Here is a 22,980-nt window from a genome sequence, read left to right on the forward strand (position 1 = left end):
GTAGCAAAAAATTGACACAAGTGAGTAGCTCATGAATATCGATACCAATTCTTTATACGCACAAATGCAAAATATGTCGCTTGGAAACTCTTCGTTGCAGGGGGCTTCATTTGAAAAAATGGGCAATAACCTTGGCATGGGAGACAGCGCTATTCCAGCGCTGAATAAGTCGACCAGTAATTTTGGCGATATGCTTAAAGATGCGGTGAATAATGTCAACGATATTCAAAAAGAGTCTGGAGCAAAGAAAATAGCTTTTGAAATGGGCGACCGCAGCGTTACGCTTGCTGATACTATGGTTGCTTCCGCTAAAGCTGGTATTGCTTTTGATGCCACCGTACAAGTACGTAATAAGTTTGTTGAAGCATATAAAGAAATAATGAATATGCCAGTTTAACAATACCTTAGTATTAAATAGATAGTATTTCGTAATAAAATCAAGTGGTAGTGGAGAAATTAAGTGGCTGATACTGATAATAATTCAATGGTTGCTGCCGATGGCGGCACCGGGTTAATGGCAAGTGATGGTGCTGATAATATGGCTGATGAGCAAAAATCAGGCTTTGCTTCTGCTATGGGTAACGTCGATTTATTACGCCAAGTCACCTTAATTATGGCATTGGCAATATGTTTAGCTATTGCTGTTTTTGTTATTATGTGGGCAAATCAAGCCGAATATAGATTTCTTGCCAAACAACCTACCGAACAATTAATCAAAACAATGGACTTTCTAGACGCTAACCAAGTGGATTACCGTCAAGCAAACAACACTATTTCAGTACAAAGTGATCAGTATCAAGAAATTAAAATTTTACTCGCTCGTGAAGGTTTATCTGATGAACCAACAGAAGGTAGTGAAATTATTATGCAAGATATGGGTTTTGGTGTCAGCCAGCGCCTTGAAACAGAACGTCTTAAGTTTTCTCGTGAGCAGCAATTGGCTCGCACCATTGAAGAACTGCAAGCTATCTCTAGAGCAAAAGTCTTACTGGCGATACCCCGCGAAAATATTTTTGCTAAACGTACCCGCAGCCCATCGGGCACTGTGGTACTAACTATGCGTAAAGGGCGGATGTTATCTGAAGAAGAAGTTGACTCTGTTGTTGATATTATTGCTTCTGCCGTTCAAGGGATGGAGCCTAACCGAGTTACAGTAACAGATCAAAATGGTCGTTTACTTAATTCAGGCTCACAAACCTCTGTTTCTTCTCGCTCACGCAAAGAGTTTGAAATGGAGAAAAAAAGAGAAAATGAATATTTAAACAAAATAGACAGCATACTCATCCCTGTTGTTGGCTTAGGGAACTACACTGCACAAGTTAATGTGACTATGGATTTCACCTCAAGTGAAGAAATGCAGCGTCGTTATAATTCAGATTTACCGGCACTGCGCAGTGAAATGAAAGTCGAAGACAACACGATTGGTGGTTTACTTGGTGGTATTCCTGGAGCGTTAAGCAATCAGCCACCACTTGATTCAAATATTCCAGAAAATGCGAATGGTGGTGCACAACAAAGATCAATGCCTGGTCGTAAACACCTTGAATCAACAAAAAATTATGAATTAGACGAAGCCATTAGCCATACCAAGCAACAAGCAGGTGTCGTTCGTCGAGTAAGCGTTTCTGTTGCACTTGATTACTTGGCAACTGCTGATGCTGAAGGCGCCATTACCGATTCACCGAGATCTGTTGAAGAAATGTCAAATATTCGTCGCTTATTACAAGGGAGTATTGGTTTTAATTTACAACGTGGTGATGTATTAGAAGTCGTTACCTTGCCATTCTCTCGTCAAATTATTGAGGATGCTCCTAAAGTTCCTTTCTATGAGAATGCCGACATATTAAAGTTTTTCAAATTAGGCATGGGCGCATTAGTCATTATTGTATTGATACTTGCCGTTGTTAAACCTATGCTTAAACGTCTTATTAACCCTGATCAAACACCTGATGACTACGGTGATAAATCACTCGATAGCCACATTGATTTGGGTGATGAAACCATGGATATGCTAACATCAGACTTTGATGCGGCGGCAGTAGGTTTCGCGCCTGATGGTAGTTTACAATTACCTGATTTACATCGCGATGAAGATATACTAAAAGCTGTTCGAGCGCTTGTTGCTAATGAGCCTGAACTTTCCTCTCAAGTGGTTAAAAGTTGGTTGAACGAAGATGAGTGATGAAATGCAAGAGTTAGCCCCTGCACCTAAGGGTTTTGACGTTGACAAACTTGATGGGGCAGAGAAAGCTGCGATATTATTGCTAAGCTTATCTGAAGAAGATGCCGCGCAAATATTAAAACACTTAGAGCCTAAGCAGGTTCAACAAGTGGGCATGGTTATGGCTGCCATGGAAGATTTCACCCAAGAAAAAATTACCGCTGTTCATAAGCTCTTTATCCATGAAATACAAAACTTCAGTACCATTGGCTTCCAAAGTGAAGAATTCGTTCGCAAGGCATTAACTGCAGCATTAGGTGAAGACAAAGCCGGCAATTTAATTGATCAAATTGTCATGGGAGGCGGTGCAAAAGGTTTAGATTCATTGAAATGGATGGACTCAAAACAAGTAGCCAATATTATTCGTAACGAGCATCCTCAAATTCAAACCATTGTACTTTCCTATTTAGACCCTGATCAATCGGCTGAAATTATGAGCCAGTTTGCCGAAAAAGTGCGTTTAGATTTAATGATGCGTATTGCTAACCTTGAAGAAGTTCAACCGGCAGCATTACAAGAACTTAATGAAATTATGGAAAAACAGTTTGCCGGTCAAGCAGGTGCACAAGCCGCTAAAATGGGTGGTTTAAAAGCAGCAGCTGACATTATGAACTATTTGGATACCAATGTTGAAGGCATGCTAATGGATTCAATTCGTGAACATGACGAAGAGATGAGTCAACAAATTCAAGACTTGATGTTTGTTTTCGAAAACCTTGCCGATGTAGACGACCGTGGTATTCAAGCGATATTACGTGAAGTACAACAAGATGCGTTGATGAAAGCAATTAAAGGCGCAGATGATGTACTGAAAGAAAAAATTATGGCTAATATGTCCAAACGTGCCGCTGAAATGCTGGCAGATGACCTTGAAGCTATGGGACCGGTGCGTATTAGTGAAGTTGAAGCCGCACAAAAAGAAATATTATCTGTTGCTCGACGATTATCTGACGCTGGAGAAATTATGCTTGGTGGCGCTGGTGGTGGTGATGAGTTCTTATAAACCTTATATTTTTAGGTCAGTCAAAACTTACTGTTATAAAATATTATGAAATTATTAAATAAATCGAATGCTGAAGTTATTAAACATAATCCCGAACAAGAAACCGATGTTTGGTCATTGCCGACGGTTAAATCTGAAAATAAAATTAAAGATGAAACAACCAATGCTATGGGAAAGAAAGCCGCTTGGCGTTTCGAGCCCCCTGAAGATTTTGTTGAAGAAGAAATCGCGCCATTAACGGCAGAAGATATTGAAAACATTCGTCAAGCTGCATTTGATGAAGGCCTTAATCAGGGCAAGGAAGAAGGTTTTGCTAAAGGTTATGAAGAAGGTAAAGTCTCTGGCCATGAAGAAGGTATGGTACTTGGTCACCAAGAAGGTCTTGAAACTGGCTTAGCCGAAGCAAAAGAAAGTATCGATGAACAATCAGCTGCATGGGCGTCACTTACTGAACAGCTTCATAAGCCATTACTCGATGTCGAAAAAAATGTTGAACAACAATTACTTCATCTTGTCGTAGAACTCACCGAAGCGATTACCTTAGAAGAAGCTAAAACTAACCCTGATATTATTATTGCTGCGATTTCTGCGGGTATAAAAGCTTTACCCAGCCAAGAAGCGCAAACGCAAATTTTATTACACCCCAACGATATTAAACGTGTTGAAAAGCAATTTGGCGCTAAACATGTGCAAGAACAAGGTTGGCGTTTACTCGCTGCCCCGCAATTAGTTCCGGGTAGCTGTCAAATTGAAAATAGCACCTCTAATATCGACCTGAGTGTTAAATCTCGAATAAAAGAAGTATTGGACTCGTTTTTGCAAGATGCACTACATCAGTAATTTCTTGTACAAAAGAGTCAAAATACCGCTATGGTTGATATTTCTCGCCTTAATGAAAGACTAAAAAACTGCCAAGAGTTTGTGCACCCGCATAAAGTCTCTGTTGCTGGGCGTTTAGTCCGAGTAGTCGGATTAACGCTTGAAGCTGTTGGCGTAAAAGCGGCAGTTGGTAGCCAATGTTTAGTCGAAACGGCACAAGGCGATTTAATCGCTGAAATTATTGGTTTTTCTAAAGACATAACTTTTCTAATGCCAGAGCAAAGCTTACAAGGTGTTTTACCGGGTGCGCGCGTTGTGCCACTGACAACTAAAGCTCGCTTACCCTTTTCAATGGATTTACTTGGCCGAGTCGTTGACGGTGTTGGTAAACCACTCGACGGCAAAGGGCCAATCAAGAACTCAGGCAACTATCAAATAAACAATAAGCCGATTAATCCGTTATCAAGGCGTGGTATCACTGAACCACTTGATGTTGGTGTGCGCGCTATTAATAGTTTTTTAACGGTTGGTATTGGTCAGCGTATGGGCTTATTTGCCGGTTCAGGTGTCGGTAAAAGTGTCTTGTTAGGCATGATGACACGCGGCACAACTGCTGATGTTATCGTTGTGGGGCTAATTGGCGAACGTGGTCGAGAAGTTAAAGAGTTTATCGAAGAAATTTTAGGCGAAGAAGGGCGAGCACGTTCAGTTGTTGTTGCGGCGCCTGCCGATAATTCGCCATTAATGCGTTTAAAAGGCTGTGAAACTGCCGTACAAATTGCTGAGTACTTTCGTGATCAAGGTCTGAATGTCTTACTACTGGTTGACTCGCTAACGCGTTATGCCCAAGCGCAACGAGAAATAGCACTGGCTGTCGGCGAACCACCGGCAACCAAAGGTTATCCGCCTTCGGTCTTTTCAAAGTTACCCCAACTTGTTGAACGAGCCGGTAACGGTGGCGATGGTCAGGGATCAATTACCGCATTTTTCACCGTGTTAACCGAAGGTGATGATTTACAAGATCCGATTGCTGATGCGGCGCGTGCTATTTTAGATGGACATATTGTTTTATCTCGTGCCTTAGCCGATTCAGGGCATTACCCCGCTGTTGATATTGAAGGCTCGATTAGCCGTGTTATGCCGATGGTGACCAGTGATGAGCATCAACAACTTGCTCGGCAACTAAAGCAAGTCTACTCACTCTATCAGCAAAATAAAGATTTGATTGCTATTGGCGCTTATAGCCGTGGTAATGATCCTCGCATTGATCAATCCATTGATTTAATGCCGGTGATCAAGTTCTTCCTACAACAAAAAATGTTGGAAATTATTCCTTATGATCAAAGCTTAACGCAACTTCAAGAAATACTTTCTGCAGCGCAAGCACACGCGCAAGCAAAACAAGGCCAGCAAAATGCCTAAACATAATAACGTTAACGCTATTTTCGAAAAATTGATTAGCTGTTTAGTATTATCTAGGAGGACGTTATGCCATTAAAGCAACTAAATACCTTACATCGCTATGAACAGGATAAAGAAAAAAAAGCAGCGCAAGCACTGCAAACTGCTGAATTTGAATACCAACAAAATCTTGAACGTTTACAAAGTGTCAGTGACTATCGTCTTGAATATATGAAACGTTTGAATGCTCGCTCTATGGTGGGTATTGATAGCGCGACGTTTAGTCATTTTCATGCCTTTATTGCCAAGCTCGATTATGCTGCTGGGCAAGTTGATATTGCGATTATGCAGAGTAAGGCGATGGTGGAAAAGAGCAAACAGCTCTGGCTAGCGCAGCGACAAAAAATTCAAGCGGTAGAATTACTGCTTGATAAAAAAACACAAGCGCTCACTCTTATCGCTAACAAGCAAGAACAAAAAATGTTTGATGAAATTGCTACTCAACAATTTGTCCGTCGTAAAATGCGGGGGTAAAGTGAATTAAATAGTAATTTCTAAGTGGAACAATACTTGCTTATTTAACTAATATAAAAAGTATTCGCAATAAACGACGTTGTCATCATTGTAAATATAGCTCAAATTTACCATTGAAATAAAAAGGTTTACTATGCCGCAAGTTACTCCATTAGCCATAGATATCTCGCCAAGTAAGGACTTTAGCCCTGTTCAGTCAGGAGCGATTAGCACATCCACAAATTCAACTAAAGATTTTGCACAAATGGTTGACCAGCATTATCAAAGTCAACAAAGCGGCAAAAAGCAACAGGCAAGTGGCAATAACATGAAACTTGCTAGCGAAATTAATGCTGAAAAGAAAGTACCCCAAGAAAAATCTTCCACAACGGATGTGCAACCAAAAGAAAAGGAAATGGGTGGAGTTTCTGATGAGAAGGTTAATACAGAAATTAACCAAAGCGAAGCTTCAGAAAGATTGCCTTACGATGATACAGCGACTAGTGAAAAAAATGTTCGAGTAGAAAATAGCCAAGAAGAAACACCGGAACACAAAGCTAGCGGATTAATTAATCTTGATACAAATTCCACCGCACCTGAAAATACAGATAAAAGTACCGAGCAATTAATGTCGTTGTTATCTGCGTCACAACAACTATTAAATGATACGGTGAAAAATGACGGTGCGATACCATCACAACTTAATGAAAAACCATCAATAGTTGTGGCTGGTAGTCATCAACAAGAAAAAACACAGTTAGCAGCAATGTTAAGGCAAGTGCTTGGTGGCAATAGCCAAGAAAATGTAGCGACCCGTGATAATACCTTAGCAAAAGTTAGCGTTGAGCCAGAGTTAGCTAAATCATTAACCGTTCCAGTAACGGTTAACAGTGAAATGCCAGCAAAGAAAGTTGACCTAGCTAGCGAACCCAAAGTCGTTGCTGATAAAGTTGTGCAAGGGGAGGCTGAATTAGCCTTATCTTCATTATTGGAGAAAAAAACAAACAGTGAAGGACAAGATCCCTCGCTAAAAACAACGAATGTTAATAGCCAGCTTTCCACTCACACCTTTCCTCCTGCTCAAAGCGAAACGTCGTTAAAAGCAGAGCCTATTGTAGATAAAACCAATAATTTACCGAAACAGGCGCTGCCTTTAAGTGATCTTGAAGCGCTATTAGCGGATATGGAAAAAGCGCCCACGGATACTGAACTTGAACAAATTAAAGTTGCACTTAACGCCAATCAAGACAAAGCTGTAATTCCTGATAAAAGTAATCAAAGTATCAGCAATAGTAAAGCGTCGGTCGATAAAGAGTTGGCCGGAGCGGTATTGCCTGTAACCCTTAAAAATGAAAGCTTGGATAACGAAATAGCAATTGATGCTGATAAGGTCAATACGGATAATGTTGTTTTTTCAAGTGTAGCTGTTCCAGGTGAAAAACAAGCTCAGGAAAATAACGCAAATAATAGTCGTGGGGTTAATCAGATAAACCAGAAAACCCTTGAAACACAGAGTTTAAATGCCGGTGAACAATTTAAAGAGCCAGCTAAAGATCAGTCGGCAGAGCAACAAAACCAAAAGCAGGCACAAAGCTTAACTCAGCTTGATAAAGTGGCTAACAATGATGCTCAAGTCAAAGAAAAAACCATTAATGAAATATTTGATAAGAAACAAGTCAGTACAAGTATTGAGAATACTCTTAATAGAGATATGCATCGAGCCAATAATGAAGTAACCAAATCTACGGCTTCTGCGGAGGAAATGATCACTAAATTAACCAGTGACCATGTGCAATCGACAGCCCAATCAGCAACAAATGCCAAGCAAGTGACAGCGTTACAAAATGAAGCCTTATCGGTATACCGTAAAGACTTTACTGGTGCATTGAATGATAAAGTCATGGTAATGATGAACCAAAAGCTTCAGCAGGTTGAAATTCGTCTTGACCCACAAGAATTAGGTAATGTGAACGTAAAAATAAATATGCAAAATGAGCAGGCGGTTGTTAATTTTACTGTACAAAATCAGCAAGCTAAAGAAGCGTTCGATCAAAATTTAGGGCGATTAAAAGAGATGCTTGCTGAAAGTGGCGTCAATGTCGGTGATGCGAATGTCGAACAGCAAAGTAAGCAAAATAATAATGAAGAAGAACTCGGTGAAGGTCGCCAAGGTGGTGGTGACGGTAACGAGAATGAATTTTCAGATTTAAGTGATACTCAAACACTACATTTGGTTAAAGGTTCGTCAACTGGTATAGATTACTACGCATAAATGACAAAACTCATTGGCTCGCTGACCATTCAACGATATAGTTGACTGAAAGTAATTTTAACATTTAAATAGATAATAAAGGCTTGATGATGGCTGATGATAAAGGCGAAGGTAAAGAATTAGAATTAGACGGTAAAGGCAAAAGCAAAAAGATGATCATTATCATTGCTGCTGTTGTGATATTGGCTGTTGGCGGTGGAGCGGCTTATTTTTTTCTGGCTGGAGATGATGCTGTTTCTCAAGAGCAACTTGATGCTGAGCTAGACGGTGATAGTGCCAGTGAAGGCGAAGCCGTTGAAAGTGTTAGTGCCAGTACAGGCTCTGCGCTTTATGTACCTATGCCAAGACCTTTTCGCTTTAATGTTCCTGGCGCTGCCCGCGACAGATTTGTAGAAATCAGAGTGCAATTATTAGTACGTGGCGCTGATAATGAAGAAGCGGCAAAGAAGCATGTACCATTAATTGAAAGTACTTTACTAGCGACTTTTTCTCAATCAAATGCCGATGATTTAGCAACCAGTGCCGGAAAAACCTCATTGAAACAGAAATCTTTAGTAGAAGTTCATAAAATTATGAAAGAAGTTGAAGGTAGCAATGTGGTTGAAAAAGTATTATTTACCGGTTTTGTAATGCAATAAGGCTATGCGATAAAACAATGCATTTAATTAAAGAGACTATTCAGTGAGTGATTTATTATCTCAAGACGAAATTGATGCGCTATTACACGGTGTTGATGACGTTGAAGAAGAGGAGCTAGTTGAAGACTTTGCCCGTGAAGCTGGCGGCACGTCTGACTATGACTTTTCATCACAAGATCGCATTGTTCGTGGCCGGATGCCAACACTGGAAATGGTTAACGAACGTTTTGCACGCCATATGCGTATCAGTTTATTTAATATGATGCGCCGCACTGCTGAAGTATCAATTAATGGTATTCAGATGATCAAGTTTGGCGAATATGTTCATACCTTATTCGTGCCAACAAGCTTAAATATGGTACGTTTTCGGCCATTAAAAGGCACTGCATTAATTACCATGGAAGCGCGGCTGGTCTTTATTTTAGTCGATAATTTTTTTGGTGGCGATGGTCGCTATCATGCAAAAATTGAAGGTCGTGAATTTACGCCAACAGAGCGTCGTATTATTCAAATGCTGTTAAAGTTAATTTTTGAAGATTACAAAGAAGCTTGGTCACCCGTGATGGATGTCTCTTTTGAGTATTTAGATTCTGAAGTTAACCCGTCGATGGCCAATATTGTTAGTCCTACCGAAGTGGTAGTGATCAGCTCTTTTCATATTGAACTTGATGGTGGTGGTGGTGATTTTCACATTGCTTTGCCTTACTCAATGCTCGAACCTATCCGTGAGCTACTTGATGCCGGTGTACAAAGTGATAAAGAAGATACCGACATGCGATGGTCGAAAGCCCTACGCGATGAAATAATGGACGTTCCCGTTGAATTAACCACTAAATTTATCTCTGTAGACCTACCTTTACAAAAGATTATGGACTTAGAGAAGGGCGATATTATTCCTATTGAGATGCCAGAACATATTACGGTATTAATTGAAGGTTTACCGTCGTTTAGAGCAAAATTAGGCCGTAGTCGCGATAATGTTGCGATTAAAATATCTGAAAAAATTAAACGTCCTGAATCAGTGAAAAACGAATTAACGATATTAACTAAAGGGGGTAAGCGCTTAGATAGCGACGCTGAATTACATCTTTTAGAAGACGATTTCGATTATTAATAATTTTATTAAAGCAGCAGTAAACAAAAAAATAAATTTGAGGCCAATGGCATGAGTGATAAAGACGATGATTTAGGCATGTGGGATGAAGCGATGGATGAACAAGCCGAAGCTGCAGCCAAAGCCGAAACTGTTGAGTTAGAAGAGCTTGAAGAAGATGCACCAATAACGGGTGATGAAAAACGTAAACTGGATGCGATTTTAGATATTCCGGTGACTATTTCAATGGAAGTTGGACGTAGTCATATTAGCATTCGTAATTTATTACAGTTAAACCAAGGCTCTGTTGTTGAGCTTGACCGAGTTGCGGGTGAATCCCTCGATGTATTGGTCAATGGTACGTTAATCGCGCATGGTGAAGTTGTTGTGGTAAACGATAAGTTTGGTATTCGATTAACCGATGTTATTAGCCAAATTGAACGTATTAAAAAGTTGAAGTAATACTGATGCGTTTTTTACTTTTTAGCTTGCTAAGCTTACTTACTTTTTTGGGCCATGCTCAAGAAAGTATCGTCGCAACAACCGTCGTTGAAAAAGACGACGCTCCCGTGATAGCGCAAACAGCACCGGCTACCGTTGAAGTAGGACGACATGTTATGGGTAATATTGATGCCGGTAGCATGATCGTTTCATTATTGGCGGTACTCGTTGCTATCGTTATTATTGCTTGGCTATTAAAAAAGCTTCAAGTAGGAGGCACCTCAGTAAATGGTTTGAAAGTGGTGACTAGTTTAAATTTAGGCTCCAAAGAACGATTAGTGGTGGTGCAAGTGGGTAAAAAACAATTGTTACTCGGTGTTACCGGTCAACAAATTAATATACTTGATACGCTAGCCGAACCTATTGAAGTTAAAAGTGGTGTGCCGATAGAACTTAGCCAAACATTAGCACGCTTTAGCCGTAATTCTGCGAATAAAGCCAATAGTGAAAAATACTCATGAAAGACTCGATATTAAACGATGGTGCTAAAACGGCGCAATGTTCTGCTAACGCTATGGCAAAAAGAAATCCACTCGAAAATTTACTGACCCGTTTATTTTCTGTAAAAGGTTTTATTTTTTTATTTTTCCTCCTTGTTGCTTTTTTTGCCAGTCAAACGGTATTAGCCGCTGATGATTTAGGTATGTCGGCATTGAAGCTGACCACTAACCCTGACGGTTCACAAGAATATACGGTAACCCTGCAAATATTAATGTTTATGACCGCATTAGGCTTTATCCCTGCTGCGATTATTATGATGACCTCTTTTACCCGTATTGTCGTGATCATGGCCATTTTAAGACAAGCGATAGGATTACAACAAACACCGTCTAATCAGGTGGTTATAGGTTTAACGCTTTTTATGACCATGTTCATTATGACGCCTGTCTATAATGAAATAAATCAACGAGCTATTGAACCTTATTTAGCCGACCAAATGACATCAGTACAAGCCATAGATAGTGCAAAAATTCCTTTAAGAGCGTTTATGCTTGAACAAACCAGAATTAAAGATCTACAAACCTTAGCCAATATGGCGGGTATTGTTGAAGTTGATCAACCCACTGATTTACCCATGACAGTGATTATTCCTGCCTTTATTATTAGCGAGTTAAAAACGGCTTTTCAAATAGGTTTTATGCTCTTTATTCCTTTTTTGATTATTGATTTAGTCGTTGCTAGTATTTTAATGGCAATGGGTATGATGATGCTATCGCCGATGATCGTTTCTTTGCCCTTTAAGCTAATGTTATTTGTGCTGGTAGATGGTTGGAACTTGGTGATAGGCACTATCGCAACGAGTTATGGCATGGGGAGTATTTAATGAATCCAGAAGTTTTTGTCGACATACTCAGTGATGCACTATTTTTAGTGATTGTTTTGGTGTCTGCGATTATTATTCCGGGTTTGTGTGTCGGCTTAATCGTTGCTGTATTTCAAGCGGCAACATCGATTAATGAACAAACATTAAGCTTTTTACCTCGACTAATCGTGACACTTTTAGCCCTTATCTTTGGAGGGCATTGGTTAGTACAAAAACTCATGGATTTTACTATCCGACTGATTGCAAGTATACCCAGTGTGGTGAGCTAGTGGAATTCACCGAGTCAGTTGTGATGCAATATATTGCTGACTTTATTTTACCTTTCGCGCGCATTTCTGCGCTTATTATGGCAATGATTGGCTTTGGTTCTAAAATCATTCCAGGTAAAGTTAAAATTTTTCTGTGCGTAACATTAACAGTCGCCGTTATGCCGGCAATCCCGCCAACACAAGTTGGCAGCCTGATTTCTTTTGAAACAGCGCTGCTTATGTTTGAACAAATGGTTATTGGTGTTGCGCTTGGCCTAGTTACCGTTATGGTACTTAATACTTTTACCTTAGCGGGTCAAATTATTGCCATGCAAACGGGCTTAGGTTTTGCTTCACTCGTTGACCCGGTTAGTGGCATGAATGTTCCTGCTGTTGGCCAGTTTTTCTTGATTTTATCTACCCTGATGTTTTGGGCGATGGACGGACATTTAGCCTATATACAATTTATTGTTGCCAGTTTTGAAACCTTGCCCATCGGGGAGTACAAGTTTACGGCCGATAAATTTAAAGAAGTGGTTGAGTGGGGCGAATGGATGTTTGCTACTGCGTTATCGTTAGCATTAGCGCCACTAACGGCTATGTTACTGATTAACTTTTCTTTTGGAGTTATGACGCGAGCAGCTCCACAATTAAATATTTTTGCGATAGGTTTTCCGGTAACTATGTGTGCTGGTTTGTTAATTATGTGGTTAACTATGGGTAACTTTTTTACGCATTATGAATTGCAATGGCAACGTGCACTCGACTTTAGCTGTTACCTCATAAATTGTAAGGCAAACTAATGGCTGATGCAGGTAGCGGTGAAAAAACAGAAGAACCTACGGCTAAGAAAATTGCTGATGCGAGAAAAAAAGGTCAAATAGCACGTTCAAAAGATTTAGGCACTATGTTTGTGTTGGTGGGGAGTGCTGTTGCAATAATGCTGGTCGGCGGTATGTTGACTGAAAGCTTAGCCGGAATTATGAAACGGTCATTTAGCTTGAGCCGTGAAGAAGTCATGGACATTCATGCGTTATACAATGTGCTTAGGGGCTCGGTAGGCACGTTAGTGGCACCAATGTTGTGGATATTCTCTATTATTATCGTCGCCGCTTTTATTGGTAATACTATGTTGGGAGGGATGAGTTTTTCTGCTGAGGCTATGGCGCCAAAGGCTAGTAAATTGTCACCTTTAGCCGGTTTAAAGCGTATGTTTGGCATAAAAGCTTTAGTCGAGTTATTCAAGTCGTTAATGAAGTTTTTTGTGGTTTTTATTGTCGCGTATCTGTTGTTGAGTAGTTTGTTTCCAGAAATATTAGGTCTTAGTTTGGAGCTGATCCCACTGAGTTTAGAGCACTCGGTAACTTTATTACAATGGATGTTTTTAGCATTAGCCTTATCGGTAGGTATTATTGCTGCGATTGATGCGCCCTATCAAACTTGGGATCACAACCGTCAGTTAAAAATGACTAAGCAAGAAATTAAAGACGAAATGAAAAATTCTGAGGGTAGTCCTGAAATCAAAGGTCGTATTCGTCGTACTCAATATGAAATGTCGCAGCGTAAAATGATGCAAGAAGTGCCAGACTCTGATGTGGTTATCACCAATCCGACGCATTATGCGGTTGCGTTGAAATATGATGTCACCGCCGGTGGTGCGCCAATGTTAGTGGCAAAAGGTATTGATGAAATGGCGATGCATATTCGTACTATCGCTAAAGAAAATAATGTTGAAATTATTGCTTCTCCGGCATTAGCACGGTCTTTATATTATAGCGCAGACGCCAATCAAGAAATCCCAGAAGAGCTCTTCGCTGCGGTTGCTCAAGTGTTAGCTTTTATTTTTCAACTTAACGAACATAAAAAAGGTAAAGCCAAAAGGCCGACACCGATTGCAAAAAATCTCCCTATCCCCGATGAATTCAAATATTAATAATCTTTACAATCATTGAGTTAAGTGTTTTTTTGTCGATTTATCCATCACTCTAATTATATTTAATCGACGTTGGTCTACTTATTGCTATTTCATGGTATGCGTCAAAAAAATATCATAAGAGTAATATGCAGTTAATTACTTCATTTAAAGAGTTCAAAAAAAGTAAAATAAACCTATTTTCTGGTTTAGGTACGCCAATATTAATTATGGCGGCGCTTGGTATGGTTATTTTACCTATGCCGGCATTTTTACTCGATATACTTTTTTCTTTTAATATTGCCTTATCTTTGGTGGTATTACTGATCACCGTTTATACCTTAAAACCTCTTGAATTTGGTTCTTTTCCTGCCGTACTGTTAATTGCCACTATTTTACGCTTAGCACTAAATGTCGCAAGTACACGAGTGGTGCTACTTGAAGGCCATGAAGGGCCTGATGCTGCGGGTAAAGTTATTGAAGCCTTTGGCTCTGTGGTTATTGGTGGTAACTATGCGGTTGGTTTAGTGGTTTTTGTTATCTTAATCATTATTAACTTTGTGGTTGTTACTAAAGGTGCTGGGCGTATTGCTGAAGTAACCGCGCGTTTTACCCTCGATGCTATGCCCGGTAAGCAAATGGCAATCGATGCTGATTTGAATGCTGGCTTTATTACCGCTGACCAAGCAAGAGAAAGACGTATCGAAGTCACCAGTGAAGCTGATTTCTATGGTTCAATGGATGGTGCCAGTAAGTTTGTTAAAGGTGATGCGGTTGCCGGCATATTAATTTTATTGATTAATATTATCGGTGGACTCGTTATCGGTATGGTACAACACGATTTAAGCTTTGACAGAGCGGTTGAAATATACACCTTATTAACGATTGGAGACGGCCTAGTAGCGCAAATTCCAGGTCTACTTTTATCGGTAGGTACGGCGATTGTTGTTACGCGACAAAATACCTCTCAGGACATGGGCGAGCAAGTCAGCAGCCAATTAGGTCAAGAACGTTCTTTGTATATTGCTGCTGCCGTTATGTTTGTCATGGGGGTTATTCCGGGCATGCCACACTTTGCGTTTTTATTCTTTGCTTTTATGATCGCTGGAACCGCCTTTTTAAGTGGAAAGTACAAAATTGCCAAAGAAAAACAATTAGCGGATAAGTCAGATGCTGAACAGGTTGAAACCCAGCAACAAGAAGCAGAAGTAAAAGACTTAGGTTGGGACGATGTTAACCATGTTGACATTATCGGCTTAGAAATTGGTTATCGCCTAATACCTCTAGTAGATAAATCTCAAGGTGGGGAACTCCTTAACCGTATTAAAGGTGTTCGTAAAAAACTATCCCAAGAGTTTGGCTTTCTAGTGCCGGCGGTACATATTCGCGATAATCTTGATTTAGACCCTAATGTTTATCAAATATCATTAATGGGCGTGACTATCGGTGAAGCTGAAATTAGACACGATCATGAATTAGCGATAAATCCAGGGCAAGTGTTTGGCAAACTTGACGGCGTGGCAACAATCGATCCTGCTTTTGGACTAGAAGCAGTATGGATAAAACCAGCACAACGCGAACATGCTCAGTCTTTAGGCTATACCGTGGTTGACGCATCGACTGTCCTTGCCACTCATTTAAGTCAAATACTAACAAATAACGCGGCACAGTTACTTGGTCATGAAGAAGTACAAAACCTTCTTGATATGCTAGGCAAAAATTATCCTAAATTAATTGAAGGATTCATACCTGATGTTTTATCACTGGGTACTTTGGTTAAAGTACTACAAAACCTAATGAATGAAGGTGTTGCTGTTCGTGATATGCGCAGTATTATTCAAACGTTAGTTGAGTATGGTCCTAAGTCCCAAGACCCTGAGATTTTAACCGCAGCTGTTCGTATTACCTTGCGTAAATTCATTGTTCAAGAGTTAGTGGGACCCGTGACTGAGGTACCTGTCATAACTTTGGCGCCAGAGTTGGAACAGATGTTGCACCAGTCTATGCAAATGGCTGGCGACGATGGTGCTGGCATTGAACCAGGTTTAGCAGAACGGTTACAAAAATCATTAGCTGATGGTGCTCAACAACAAGAAATGGCGGGTGATACGCCAATATTGTTAACCTCAGGGATTTTAAGAGCGGTACTGGCTAAATTTGTTAAATATACTATTCCAGGCTTGCGGGTGATTTCATACCAAGAAATTCCTGATGATAAGCAGATAAAAATAGTAAGCGCCATAGGTCAATAATTACGATATCAGTAATGAGCAGCAGAAAATATTTGCGGTTAAATGAATAAGTCATTAACAGCGATTGCAGTTGATAAGGGGTTAGTTTTGAAAATTAAACGTTTTGTAGCAAAAGATATGAGAAGTGCGCTGACACAAATCAAAGACGAGCTAGGTGCTGACGCTGTGATTATGTCAAATAAACGCGTACCTGAAGGCGTTGAACTAATGGCTGCGGTTGACAACAACGTAGAAATTAAGGCAGCACAACCCATAATGCAAAATTCTCCTGAAAACAACTCAACAGCGCAAGCAACAAACAGTTTTGACCGTTCGATTGACAATGATGTGGTCAATATTAGACAAAATAATCCTTTGACCAGTCCTAGTGTTTCGCACAACTCGGCAGCAGAAGATAGCCGCTTACCCTCAGACAGTTTAGCGGCTTTATTAAGCCGTCAAGTTCAGCAAGCACCTGCAAATATTGGTCAAGGTATTAATCAAGCTCAGCATGATAAAATCGTCCAGGCAGCCGCTAAGCTAAATAACCCTAGTAACTCAGCGCAAGTTTCAACGCCAACACCGTCAAGCAATATTGAGCAGCAATTTAAAAGCTTCACCGACCGTTTAGAGCAAAATAGCCAAGAACAAGGTGATGAACAATCAAGCGACTCATATCAACAGCCGGTGATGAACCAAGCACAGTCTTTAGTAAGCGATGGCTTACCGCCACAAAATGTAAATAACGCCGACTTAGAGAAAATGAAACACGAAATGTCTTCTATTCGTGAATTACTAGAACATCAAATTTCGGGGTTAATGTGGCAGGATATGGCGCAAAAAGATCCCGCTCGTGCGATGTTGGTTAATCGACTAATGTCTTTGGGTATGAGCGAACAAGTTTCAGATCAAATTGCAGGTTATATTCCAGCGCAAAAAAATGACCAAGATACTTGGTTATTAGCGAAGAAATTTATCAGCCAACAAATTAATACCACTAATAATGACATTATTCATCGTGGTGGCGTGGTTTCATTAGTGGGACCTACCGGCGTAGGTAAAACAACTACTGTAGCTAAACTCGCGGCGCGGTTTGCTCAGATTCATGGCGCAGACCAAGTGGTGATGATCTCAACAGATAACTACCGTATTGCTGGATTTGAACAATTAGCCACTTACGGCCGAATTATTGGTTGTGATGTAAAGCTTGCTGGTGATGCAAAAACCTTAGATACATTGTTGCAACAGTTCTCCAAAAAGAAACTGATACTTATTGATACTGCAGGTATGGGGCAACGTGATATGCGTTTAGCTAAACACCTAACTACTTTAGTTTCTAATGCAAGGGTCAGAATTCGCAACTATTTAGTGTTAGCTGCTAATACTCAGCAACGAGTTATGCAAGAAAATGTTGATCGCTTTAAAAAAGTACCTTTAGCTGGCTGTATTTATACTAAACTTGATGAAAGCCTTAGCATAGGAGAAATAATTTCCACTTCGATTCAAAACGGTTTAGCTATAGGCTACTTAACGGATGGACAAAGAGTTCCTGAAGATATTAAAGTTGCAAATGCTGAAAAACTCGTTACGCTAGCTGATAAAATGAGCGCGAAAAATCAAATTAATAATCCAATAAATTGGCGAACAGCACCGATGAGTGCTAATACAGCTGTATTTCCATAACTTGTTCTAAATATGTGAATTTTAACCCTATAAAAATATGCAGATTAAATGATTATAGGGTTATACTAAATTAATTGATGGCTATTCGTAAGAAAGTAGAGAAAGACGATAAATGAATGATCAAGCAAGTGGCTTAAGAAAAATGCAAAATTCAGCTCCGGTAAAAGTCATTGCTGTCTCTGGCGGTAAAGGCGGAGTAGGTAAAACTAACGTTTCGCTTAATACCGCTATTGCACTTGGACAATTAGGACAACGAGTTTTAGTTTTAGATGCCGATTTAGGCTTGGCTAATGTCGATGTTATGCTAGGTTTGCGGGTAAAACGTAACTTATCACATGTGCTTTCTGGCGAATGTGAATTAGACGATATAATTATTGAAGGTCCCGCTGGTATTAATATCATTCCTGCTACGTCAGGTTCACAATCTATGGTCGATTTAACGCCTGCTGAACATGCGGGTTTAATTCGCGCTTTTAGTGATATGAACACAAAATTTGATGTACTTATTGTTGACACTGCAGCCGGTATTTCCGACATGGTACTAAGCTTTTGCCGTGCCTCACAAGATGTGATGTTAGTGGTCTGTGATGAACCTACATCTATTACTGATTGCTACGCCCTAATGAAATTATTAAGTCGAGATCATGGCGTATTTAAATTTAAAGTTGTTGCCAACATGGTGAGAACGCCAAGAGAAGGACAGCAACTCTTTGGTAAGCTTTCTAAAGTTACCGATCGATTTTTAGATGTTGCACTTGAACTCGTTGCTGTCATTCCATTTGACGAAAATATAAGAAATTCCGTTAGAAAACAAAAAGCAATTGTTGAAGCTTATCCACAATCGCCTGCAGCGGTTGCTTTTAAATCTTTAGCAGGTAATTTAATTAAATGGCCGGTGCCTAAACAAGCGTCAGGTCATTTAGAGTTTTTTATTGAACAATTGTTAGAACATTAATAACAATAGTAATCAGATATGAGTACTTTGTTGAAAGTTCTATATCTTTCCTATAATTTAGCGAGTGAGCGATAGTGGTAAAACCAAATGCTTACAGTATTCAAACTGATAAATCTGCTATAATTTCGCAGCATACAGTTTTAGTGAAAAGAATCGCTTATCACCTATTAGCAAGGTTGCCTGCGAGCGTGCAGGTTGATGACCTTATTCAGTCAGGCATGATAGGCCTGCTTGAAGCGTCTAATAATTTTGATCACGGCAAAGGTGCAAGTTTTGAAACCTTTGCTGGTATTCGTATCCGTGGTGCTATGCTTGATGAAATACGCCGTGGTGACTGGACTCCCCGCTCTGTTCATAAAAATAGCCGCATGGTCAGTGAAGCGATAAAATTGCTTGAAGCAAGTTTAGGTCGTGATGTAACTGATATTGAAGTTGCTGAAAAACTTGATATTTCGTTAAATGACTACCATCATATTCTAAGTGAGGTAAGTACCGGTAAAATAATTGGTATTGAAGACTTAAGTACGGGGACAGATGCTATATCGAATATGGAAGATGTGAATAATAACGATCCCTATGATAATTTTGAAAAAATAGTTTTTAAAAAATCGTTAACAGCATGCATTTCCACTTTACCCGAACGCGAAGCTCTAGTACTGTCACTATATTACGACGAAGAATTAAATCTTCGAGAGATTGGTCAAGTGCTTGATGTAAGTGAGTCGCGTGTTAGCCAAATTCACAGTCAAGCGATGCATAGGTTAAAAGGACGTATGCAATCTTGGCAAAGTTGAGTAGAATATACATATAATCACAATTTTAAAATGTTCTCACCGGAGGGTGCCTTGGATAAAAATATGAAAGTTCTTGTTGTTGATGATTTTTCAACGATGAGACGTATCGTCAAAAACTTGTTACGAGATTTAGGTTTCACTAACATTTCAGAAGCAGATGACGGTAGCACTGCTTTACCGATGTTAAAAGAAGGCTCTTTTGACTTTGTTGTAACTGATTGGAATATGCCAGGTATGCAAGGTATTGATTTGCTCAAAGCCATCCGTGCCGATGCGAAATTATCACATATCCCAGTATTGCTGATCACTGCTGAAGCAAAGAAAGAACAAATTGTGATGGCGGCTCAAGCGGGTGTTAATGGCTATATTGTAAAACCATTTACCGCAGCGACGTTAAACGCCAAATTAGATAAAATATTTCAACGCTTAGGTTAATTCCTTAATTAGATAGATAATTAATTAATCTAAACGTGAGGTTTTTGCATGAGTGCGAATACAAATGTGCATGTTTCTTTGGAAGAAGCAAAGCTACTGGTCGAATATTTAGAAAGTGGTCAACAAGACAAGGCAGATGAATTAATTGCTGAAATTCAAAATCCAATTAATTCTGAATTGTTTGCTGAAATAGGCAAGCTGACTCGCCAACTACATGACTCATTAAATAATTTTCAATTAGATTCCAGGTTAAATGATTTAGCGACAGCAGATATCCCCGATGCTCAAGAACGTCTAAACTACGTTATAACGCGAACGGAAGAAGCCGCTAATAAAACCATGGATGCTGTTGAATCTATTTTTCCCGTTGTGGATACGATACAAAAGCAAATAAAGGCTGTTAATCCGTTATGGCAAAAATTAATGCATAACAAATTGGAATTAACCGAATTTAAAAGTTTATGTGTTGATATAGATTTATTATTAAAAACGACAGATAGAGAATCAGTGCGTATGCATGATTTAATGACTGATGTTTTGATGGCGCAAGATTTTCAAGATTTAACCGGACAAGTTATTCGTAAAGTTATTGATCTAGTTCGTGAAGTAGAGGATAGCTTGATTGGTATGCTAACCGCTTTTGGTATTACGACAGATAGTAATGCAGAGCGAAGTAAACCTAAAGTAGGTGATAACTTAGTTGAAGGCCCGATCGTTAATGCAGCACAACGTGATGATGTTGTCGCTGACCAAGATGATGTTGATGACCTTTTATCAAGTTTAGGATTTTAATAGGAGTTGCTGGATGTCATTTGAGCAAGATGAAGAGATTCTTCAGGATTTTTTAATAGAAGCTGGAGAAATACTTGAAACGCTTTCGGAACAACTCGTAGAACTTGAAAACGACCCCGATAATGCCGAATTATTAAATGCTATTTTTAGAGGTTTTCACACCGTTAAAGGTGGAGCCGGATTTTTAGCATTACATAATTTAGTTGACGTATGTCATGGCGCGGAAAATATTTTCGATCTGTTACGTACCAACCAACGTAGTGTTAGTGCAAGCTTAATGGATGTTATTTTACAAGCGCTTGATGTTGTAAATGAAATGTTTGTACAAGTTCAAAACGGCGAGAAACTTGATAAAGCTGATGCTCAACTACTTGCAGAATTGCATCGTTTAAGCCAACCAGAAGGCAAAGAGCAAGCGCCTGCGCCAGTCGTTGTTGAAGCAGTAGCTACTCATGAAAGCGAAAGTTCTTCTAGCGATGAAATGTCAGAAGATGAATTTGAACGACTTCTCGACGAACTCCATGGTGGTGGCTCAGCTTCTACGCCAGCCCCAGCACCTGTAGAAACAGCAACGTCTTCAGACAGCAATGATATTTCAGATGACGAATTTGAATCCTTACTCGATGAACTTCACGGTCAAGGTGCTTTTTCGCCTGAAGTCGCTGCTAATAATTCAAGTAAACCATCTTCATCGAATAGCAGTTCATCAGATGAAATAAGTGACGATGACTTTGAAGCTTTATTAGACGAATTACATGGTCAAGGTCAAGCGCCGAAATTATCTGTTACTCCAGCACCTAGTGCACCAACACCAGCACCAACACCTGTTGCTCAAACACCAGCCGCGAAGCCAGCACCGGTAGCTCCTGCAGCTAAACCTGTCGCTAAAGCGCCAGTGCCAGAAAAAGCGCCCGCTAAAGCAATGCAGGGTGAAACGACTGTTAGGGTTGACACTAAACGTCTTGATCAAATTATGAATATGGTTGGTGAGCTTGTTTTAGTGAGAAATCGCTTAACAAGTTTGGGCTTAACCAAAGAGGATGAAGATTTAACGAAAGCTGTTTCTAACCTTGATGCGGTAACGACTGATTTGCAAGGTGCGGTAATGAAAACCCGTATGCAGCCAATCAAGAAAGTCTTTGGACGATTTCCTCGAGTTGTTCGAGATTTAGCGCGCAGTTTAGACAAAGAAATTAAATTAGTGCTCAAAGGTGAAGAAACCGATCTAGATAAAAACCTTGTTGAGGCACTCGCTGATCCATTAGTGCATTTAGTGAGAAACTCTGTAGATCACGGTATAGAAATGCCTGATAAGCGCGAAGCATTGGGGAAACCAAGAGAAGGTGTCGTGGTGCTTTCTGCTTCTCAAGAGGGTGACCATATATTATTAACCATCAAAGATGATGGTGCAGGCATGAATGCAGAAAAGCTCAAAGAAATCGCGATTACTCGTGGTGTTCTTGACGCTGACTCTGCGGCTAGAATGACAGATAAAGAAGCCTTTAGTTTAATTTTTGCTCCAGGGTTCTCTACCAAGACTGAAATTTCAGAAGTTTCAGGCCGTGGTGTTGGCATGGATGTAGTCAAGACTAAGATCACCCAGTTAAACGGTACGGTAAGTATAGATTCTGAAATGGGCGTAGGTACAATCTTAGAGATTAAAGTACCGTTAACGTTAGCTATTTTACCGACATTAATGGTTATTGTTGGTAAGCAAACATTTGCTTTACCACTTGCTGGCGTGAATGAAATATTTCATCTTGATTTAACCACCACCAACGTTGTTGATGGACAATTAACCATTATTGTTCGTAAAAAGGCGATTCCACTCTTCTACTTAGATAAGTGGTTAGTACGTGATTTTGTTGAGAAGCCAAGAGAAAAAGGTCATGTGGTTATTGTTCAATTGGGCAATCAGCAAATTGGCTTTGTGGTCGACAGTCTAATTGGTCAAGAAGAGGTGGTGATAAAGCCACTCGACCGTCTATTACACGGCACACCAGGTATGGCCGGCGCAACAATTACCAGCGATGGTGGTATAGCGTTAATTATCGATGTGCCTAATATGCTGAAGTTTTACGCAAAAAAATCTGTTGTTAATAAAAAATTACGCTCTTAACGTATAATAAAGCCCTATTAAATTTT

Annotated in this window: 22 protein-coding genes; all 22 read left to right on the forward strand. The window is 39.8% G+C overall.

The genetic code is table 11. The features are described 5' to 3' along the window. Nucleotides 1-31: 31 nt before the first annotated feature. A complete protein-coding gene (gene fliE, locus H4J76_RS02340; RefSeq protein ID WP_182230030.1) occupies nt 32-397 on the forward strand; it encodes a flagellar hook-basal body complex protein FliE in 366 nt (121 codons plus the stop codon). A gap of 63 nt (nt 398-460) precedes the next feature. After that, complete coding sequence (gene fliF / locus H4J76_RS02345) at nt 461-2,182, forward strand: flagellar basal-body MS-ring/collar protein FliF (protein WP_182230031.1); 1,722 nt, start codon at nt 461-463, stop codon at nt 2,180-2,182. Then, nucleotides 2,175-3,224 (forward strand): flagellar motor switch protein FliG, encoded by a 1,050-nt coding sequence (gene fliG / locus H4J76_RS02350; RefSeq protein WP_070374632.1) that lies wholly within the window; start codon nt 2,175-2,177, stop codon nt 3,222-3,224. Before fliF ends, fliG begins: the two co-directional genes overlap by 8 nt. Nucleotides 3,225-3,269: 45 nt before the next feature. Beyond that, complete coding sequence (gene fliH / locus H4J76_RS02355) at nt 3,270-4,064, forward strand: flagellar assembly protein FliH (protein ID WP_182221067.1); 795 nt, start codon at nt 3,270-3,272, stop codon at nt 4,062-4,064. Between the two features lie 30 nt (nt 4,065-4,094). Continuing rightward, on the forward strand, nt 4,095-5,465 hold the full coding sequence (fliI, locus tag H4J76_RS02360; protein ID WP_182230032.1) for a flagellar protein export ATPase FliI: 1,371 nt from the start codon (nt 4,095-4,097) through the stop codon (nt 5,463-5,465). Between the two features lie 66 nt (nt 5,466-5,531). Beyond that, complete coding sequence (fliJ, locus tag H4J76_RS02365; protein ID WP_070374629.1) at nt 5,532-5,978, forward strand: flagellar export protein FliJ; 447 nt, start codon at nt 5,532-5,534, stop codon at nt 5,976-5,978. Between the two features lie 133 nt (nt 5,979-6,111). Beyond that, entirely contained in the window at nt 6,112-8,229 is a 2,118-nt protein-coding gene (locus H4J76_RS02370) for a flagellar hook-length control protein FliK (RefSeq protein WP_182230033.1), read from the forward strand. An 89-nt stretch (nt 8,230-8,318) separates the two neighbouring features. Beyond that, nucleotides 8,319-8,867, forward strand: coding sequence for a flagellar basal body-associated protein FliL (gene fliL, locus H4J76_RS02375; RefSeq protein ID WP_182230034.1), 549 nt, complete (start codon nt 8,319-8,321; stop codon nt 8,865-8,867). Nucleotides 8,868-8,910: 43 nt separating this feature from the next. Then, a complete protein-coding gene (fliM, locus tag H4J76_RS02380) occupies nt 8,911-9,981 on the forward strand; it encodes a flagellar motor switch protein FliM (RefSeq protein ID WP_182230035.1) in 1,071 nt (356 codons plus the stop codon). 51 nt (nt 9,982-10,032) lie between these two features. Then, the gene (gene fliN, locus H4J76_RS02385) at nt 10,033-10,422 is read left to right on the forward strand and encodes a flagellar motor switch protein FliN (RefSeq protein WP_070374625.1); all 390 of its coding nucleotides are present in this window, start codon (nt 10,033-10,035) and stop codon (nt 10,420-10,422) included. 5 nt (nt 10,423-10,427) lie between these two features. Then, the gene (gene fliO, locus H4J76_RS02390) at nt 10,428-10,922 is read left to right on the forward strand and encodes a flagellar biosynthetic protein FliO (protein ID WP_182230036.1); all 495 of its coding nucleotides are present in this window, start codon (nt 10,428-10,430) and stop codon (nt 10,920-10,922) included. A 53-nt stretch (nt 10,923-10,975) separates the two neighbouring features. Beyond that, the gene (fliP, locus tag H4J76_RS02395; protein WP_182202776.1) at nt 10,976-11,785 is read left to right on the forward strand and encodes a flagellar type III secretion system pore protein FliP; all 810 of its coding nucleotides are present in this window, start codon (nt 10,976-10,978) and stop codon (nt 11,783-11,785) included. Continuing rightward, nucleotides 11,785-12,054: a flagellar biosynthesis protein FliQ gene (fliQ, locus tag H4J76_RS02400; protein WP_070374623.1), complete on the forward strand. Its 270-nt coding sequence runs from the start codon at nt 11,785-11,787 to the stop codon at nt 12,052-12,054. Before fliP ends, fliQ begins: the two co-directional genes overlap by 1 nt. Further along, a complete protein-coding gene (gene fliR, locus H4J76_RS02405; protein WP_182221065.1) occupies nt 12,054-12,836 on the forward strand; it encodes a flagellar biosynthetic protein FliR in 783 nt (260 codons plus the stop codon). The genes fliQ and fliR overlap by 1 nt, the downstream gene beginning before the upstream one ends. Continuing rightward, nucleotides 12,836-13,966: a flagellar biosynthesis protein FlhB gene (flhB, locus tag H4J76_RS02410; protein ID WP_182230037.1), complete on the forward strand. Its 1,131-nt coding sequence runs from the start codon at nt 12,836-12,838 to the stop codon at nt 13,964-13,966. The genes fliR and flhB overlap by 1 nt, the downstream gene beginning before the upstream one ends. A gap of 128 nt (nt 13,967-14,094) precedes the next feature. Continuing rightward, entirely contained in the window at nt 14,095-16,197 is a 2,103-nt protein-coding gene (gene flhA / locus H4J76_RS02415) for a flagellar biosynthesis protein FlhA (protein WP_182213523.1), read from the forward strand. An 87-nt stretch (nt 16,198-16,284) separates the two neighbouring features. Then, a complete protein-coding gene (flhF, locus tag H4J76_RS02420; RefSeq protein ID WP_182230038.1) occupies nt 16,285-17,859 on the forward strand; it encodes a flagellar biosynthesis protein FlhF in 1,575 nt (524 codons plus the stop codon). A gap of 112 nt (nt 17,860-17,971) precedes the next feature. Next, nucleotides 17,972-18,814, forward strand: a complete 843-nt coding sequence (locus tag H4J76_RS02425; protein WP_182213525.1) for a MinD/ParA family protein — start codon at nt 17,972-17,974, stop codon at nt 18,812-18,814. Between the two features lie 74 nt (nt 18,815-18,888). Beyond that, on the forward strand, nt 18,889-19,608 hold the full coding sequence (locus H4J76_RS02430; RefSeq protein ID WP_182230039.1) for an RNA polymerase sigma factor FliA: 720 nt from the start codon (nt 18,889-18,891) through the stop codon (nt 19,606-19,608). Nucleotides 19,609-19,659: 51 nt separating this feature from the next. Continuing rightward, the gene (gene cheY / locus H4J76_RS02435) at nt 19,660-20,043 is read left to right on the forward strand and encodes a chemotaxis response regulator CheY (protein WP_182176128.1); all 384 of its coding nucleotides are present in this window, start codon (nt 19,660-19,662) and stop codon (nt 20,041-20,043) included. 48 nt (nt 20,044-20,091) lie between these two features. Then, entirely contained in the window at nt 20,092-20,835 is a 744-nt protein-coding gene (locus tag H4J76_RS02440; RefSeq protein WP_182213526.1) for a protein phosphatase CheZ, read from the forward strand. A gap of 13 nt (nt 20,836-20,848) precedes the next feature. Then, nucleotides 20,849-22,954: a chemotaxis protein CheA gene (locus H4J76_RS02445; RefSeq protein ID WP_182230040.1), complete on the forward strand. Its 2,106-nt coding sequence runs from the start codon at nt 20,849-20,851 to the stop codon at nt 22,952-22,954. Nucleotides 22,955-22,980 lie beyond the last annotated feature (26 nt).

This window comes from Colwellia sp. BRX9-1, from assembly GCF_014077195.1.
Classification (GTDB): Bacteria; Pseudomonadota; Gammaproteobacteria; order Enterobacterales; family Alteromonadaceae; genus Colwellia_A.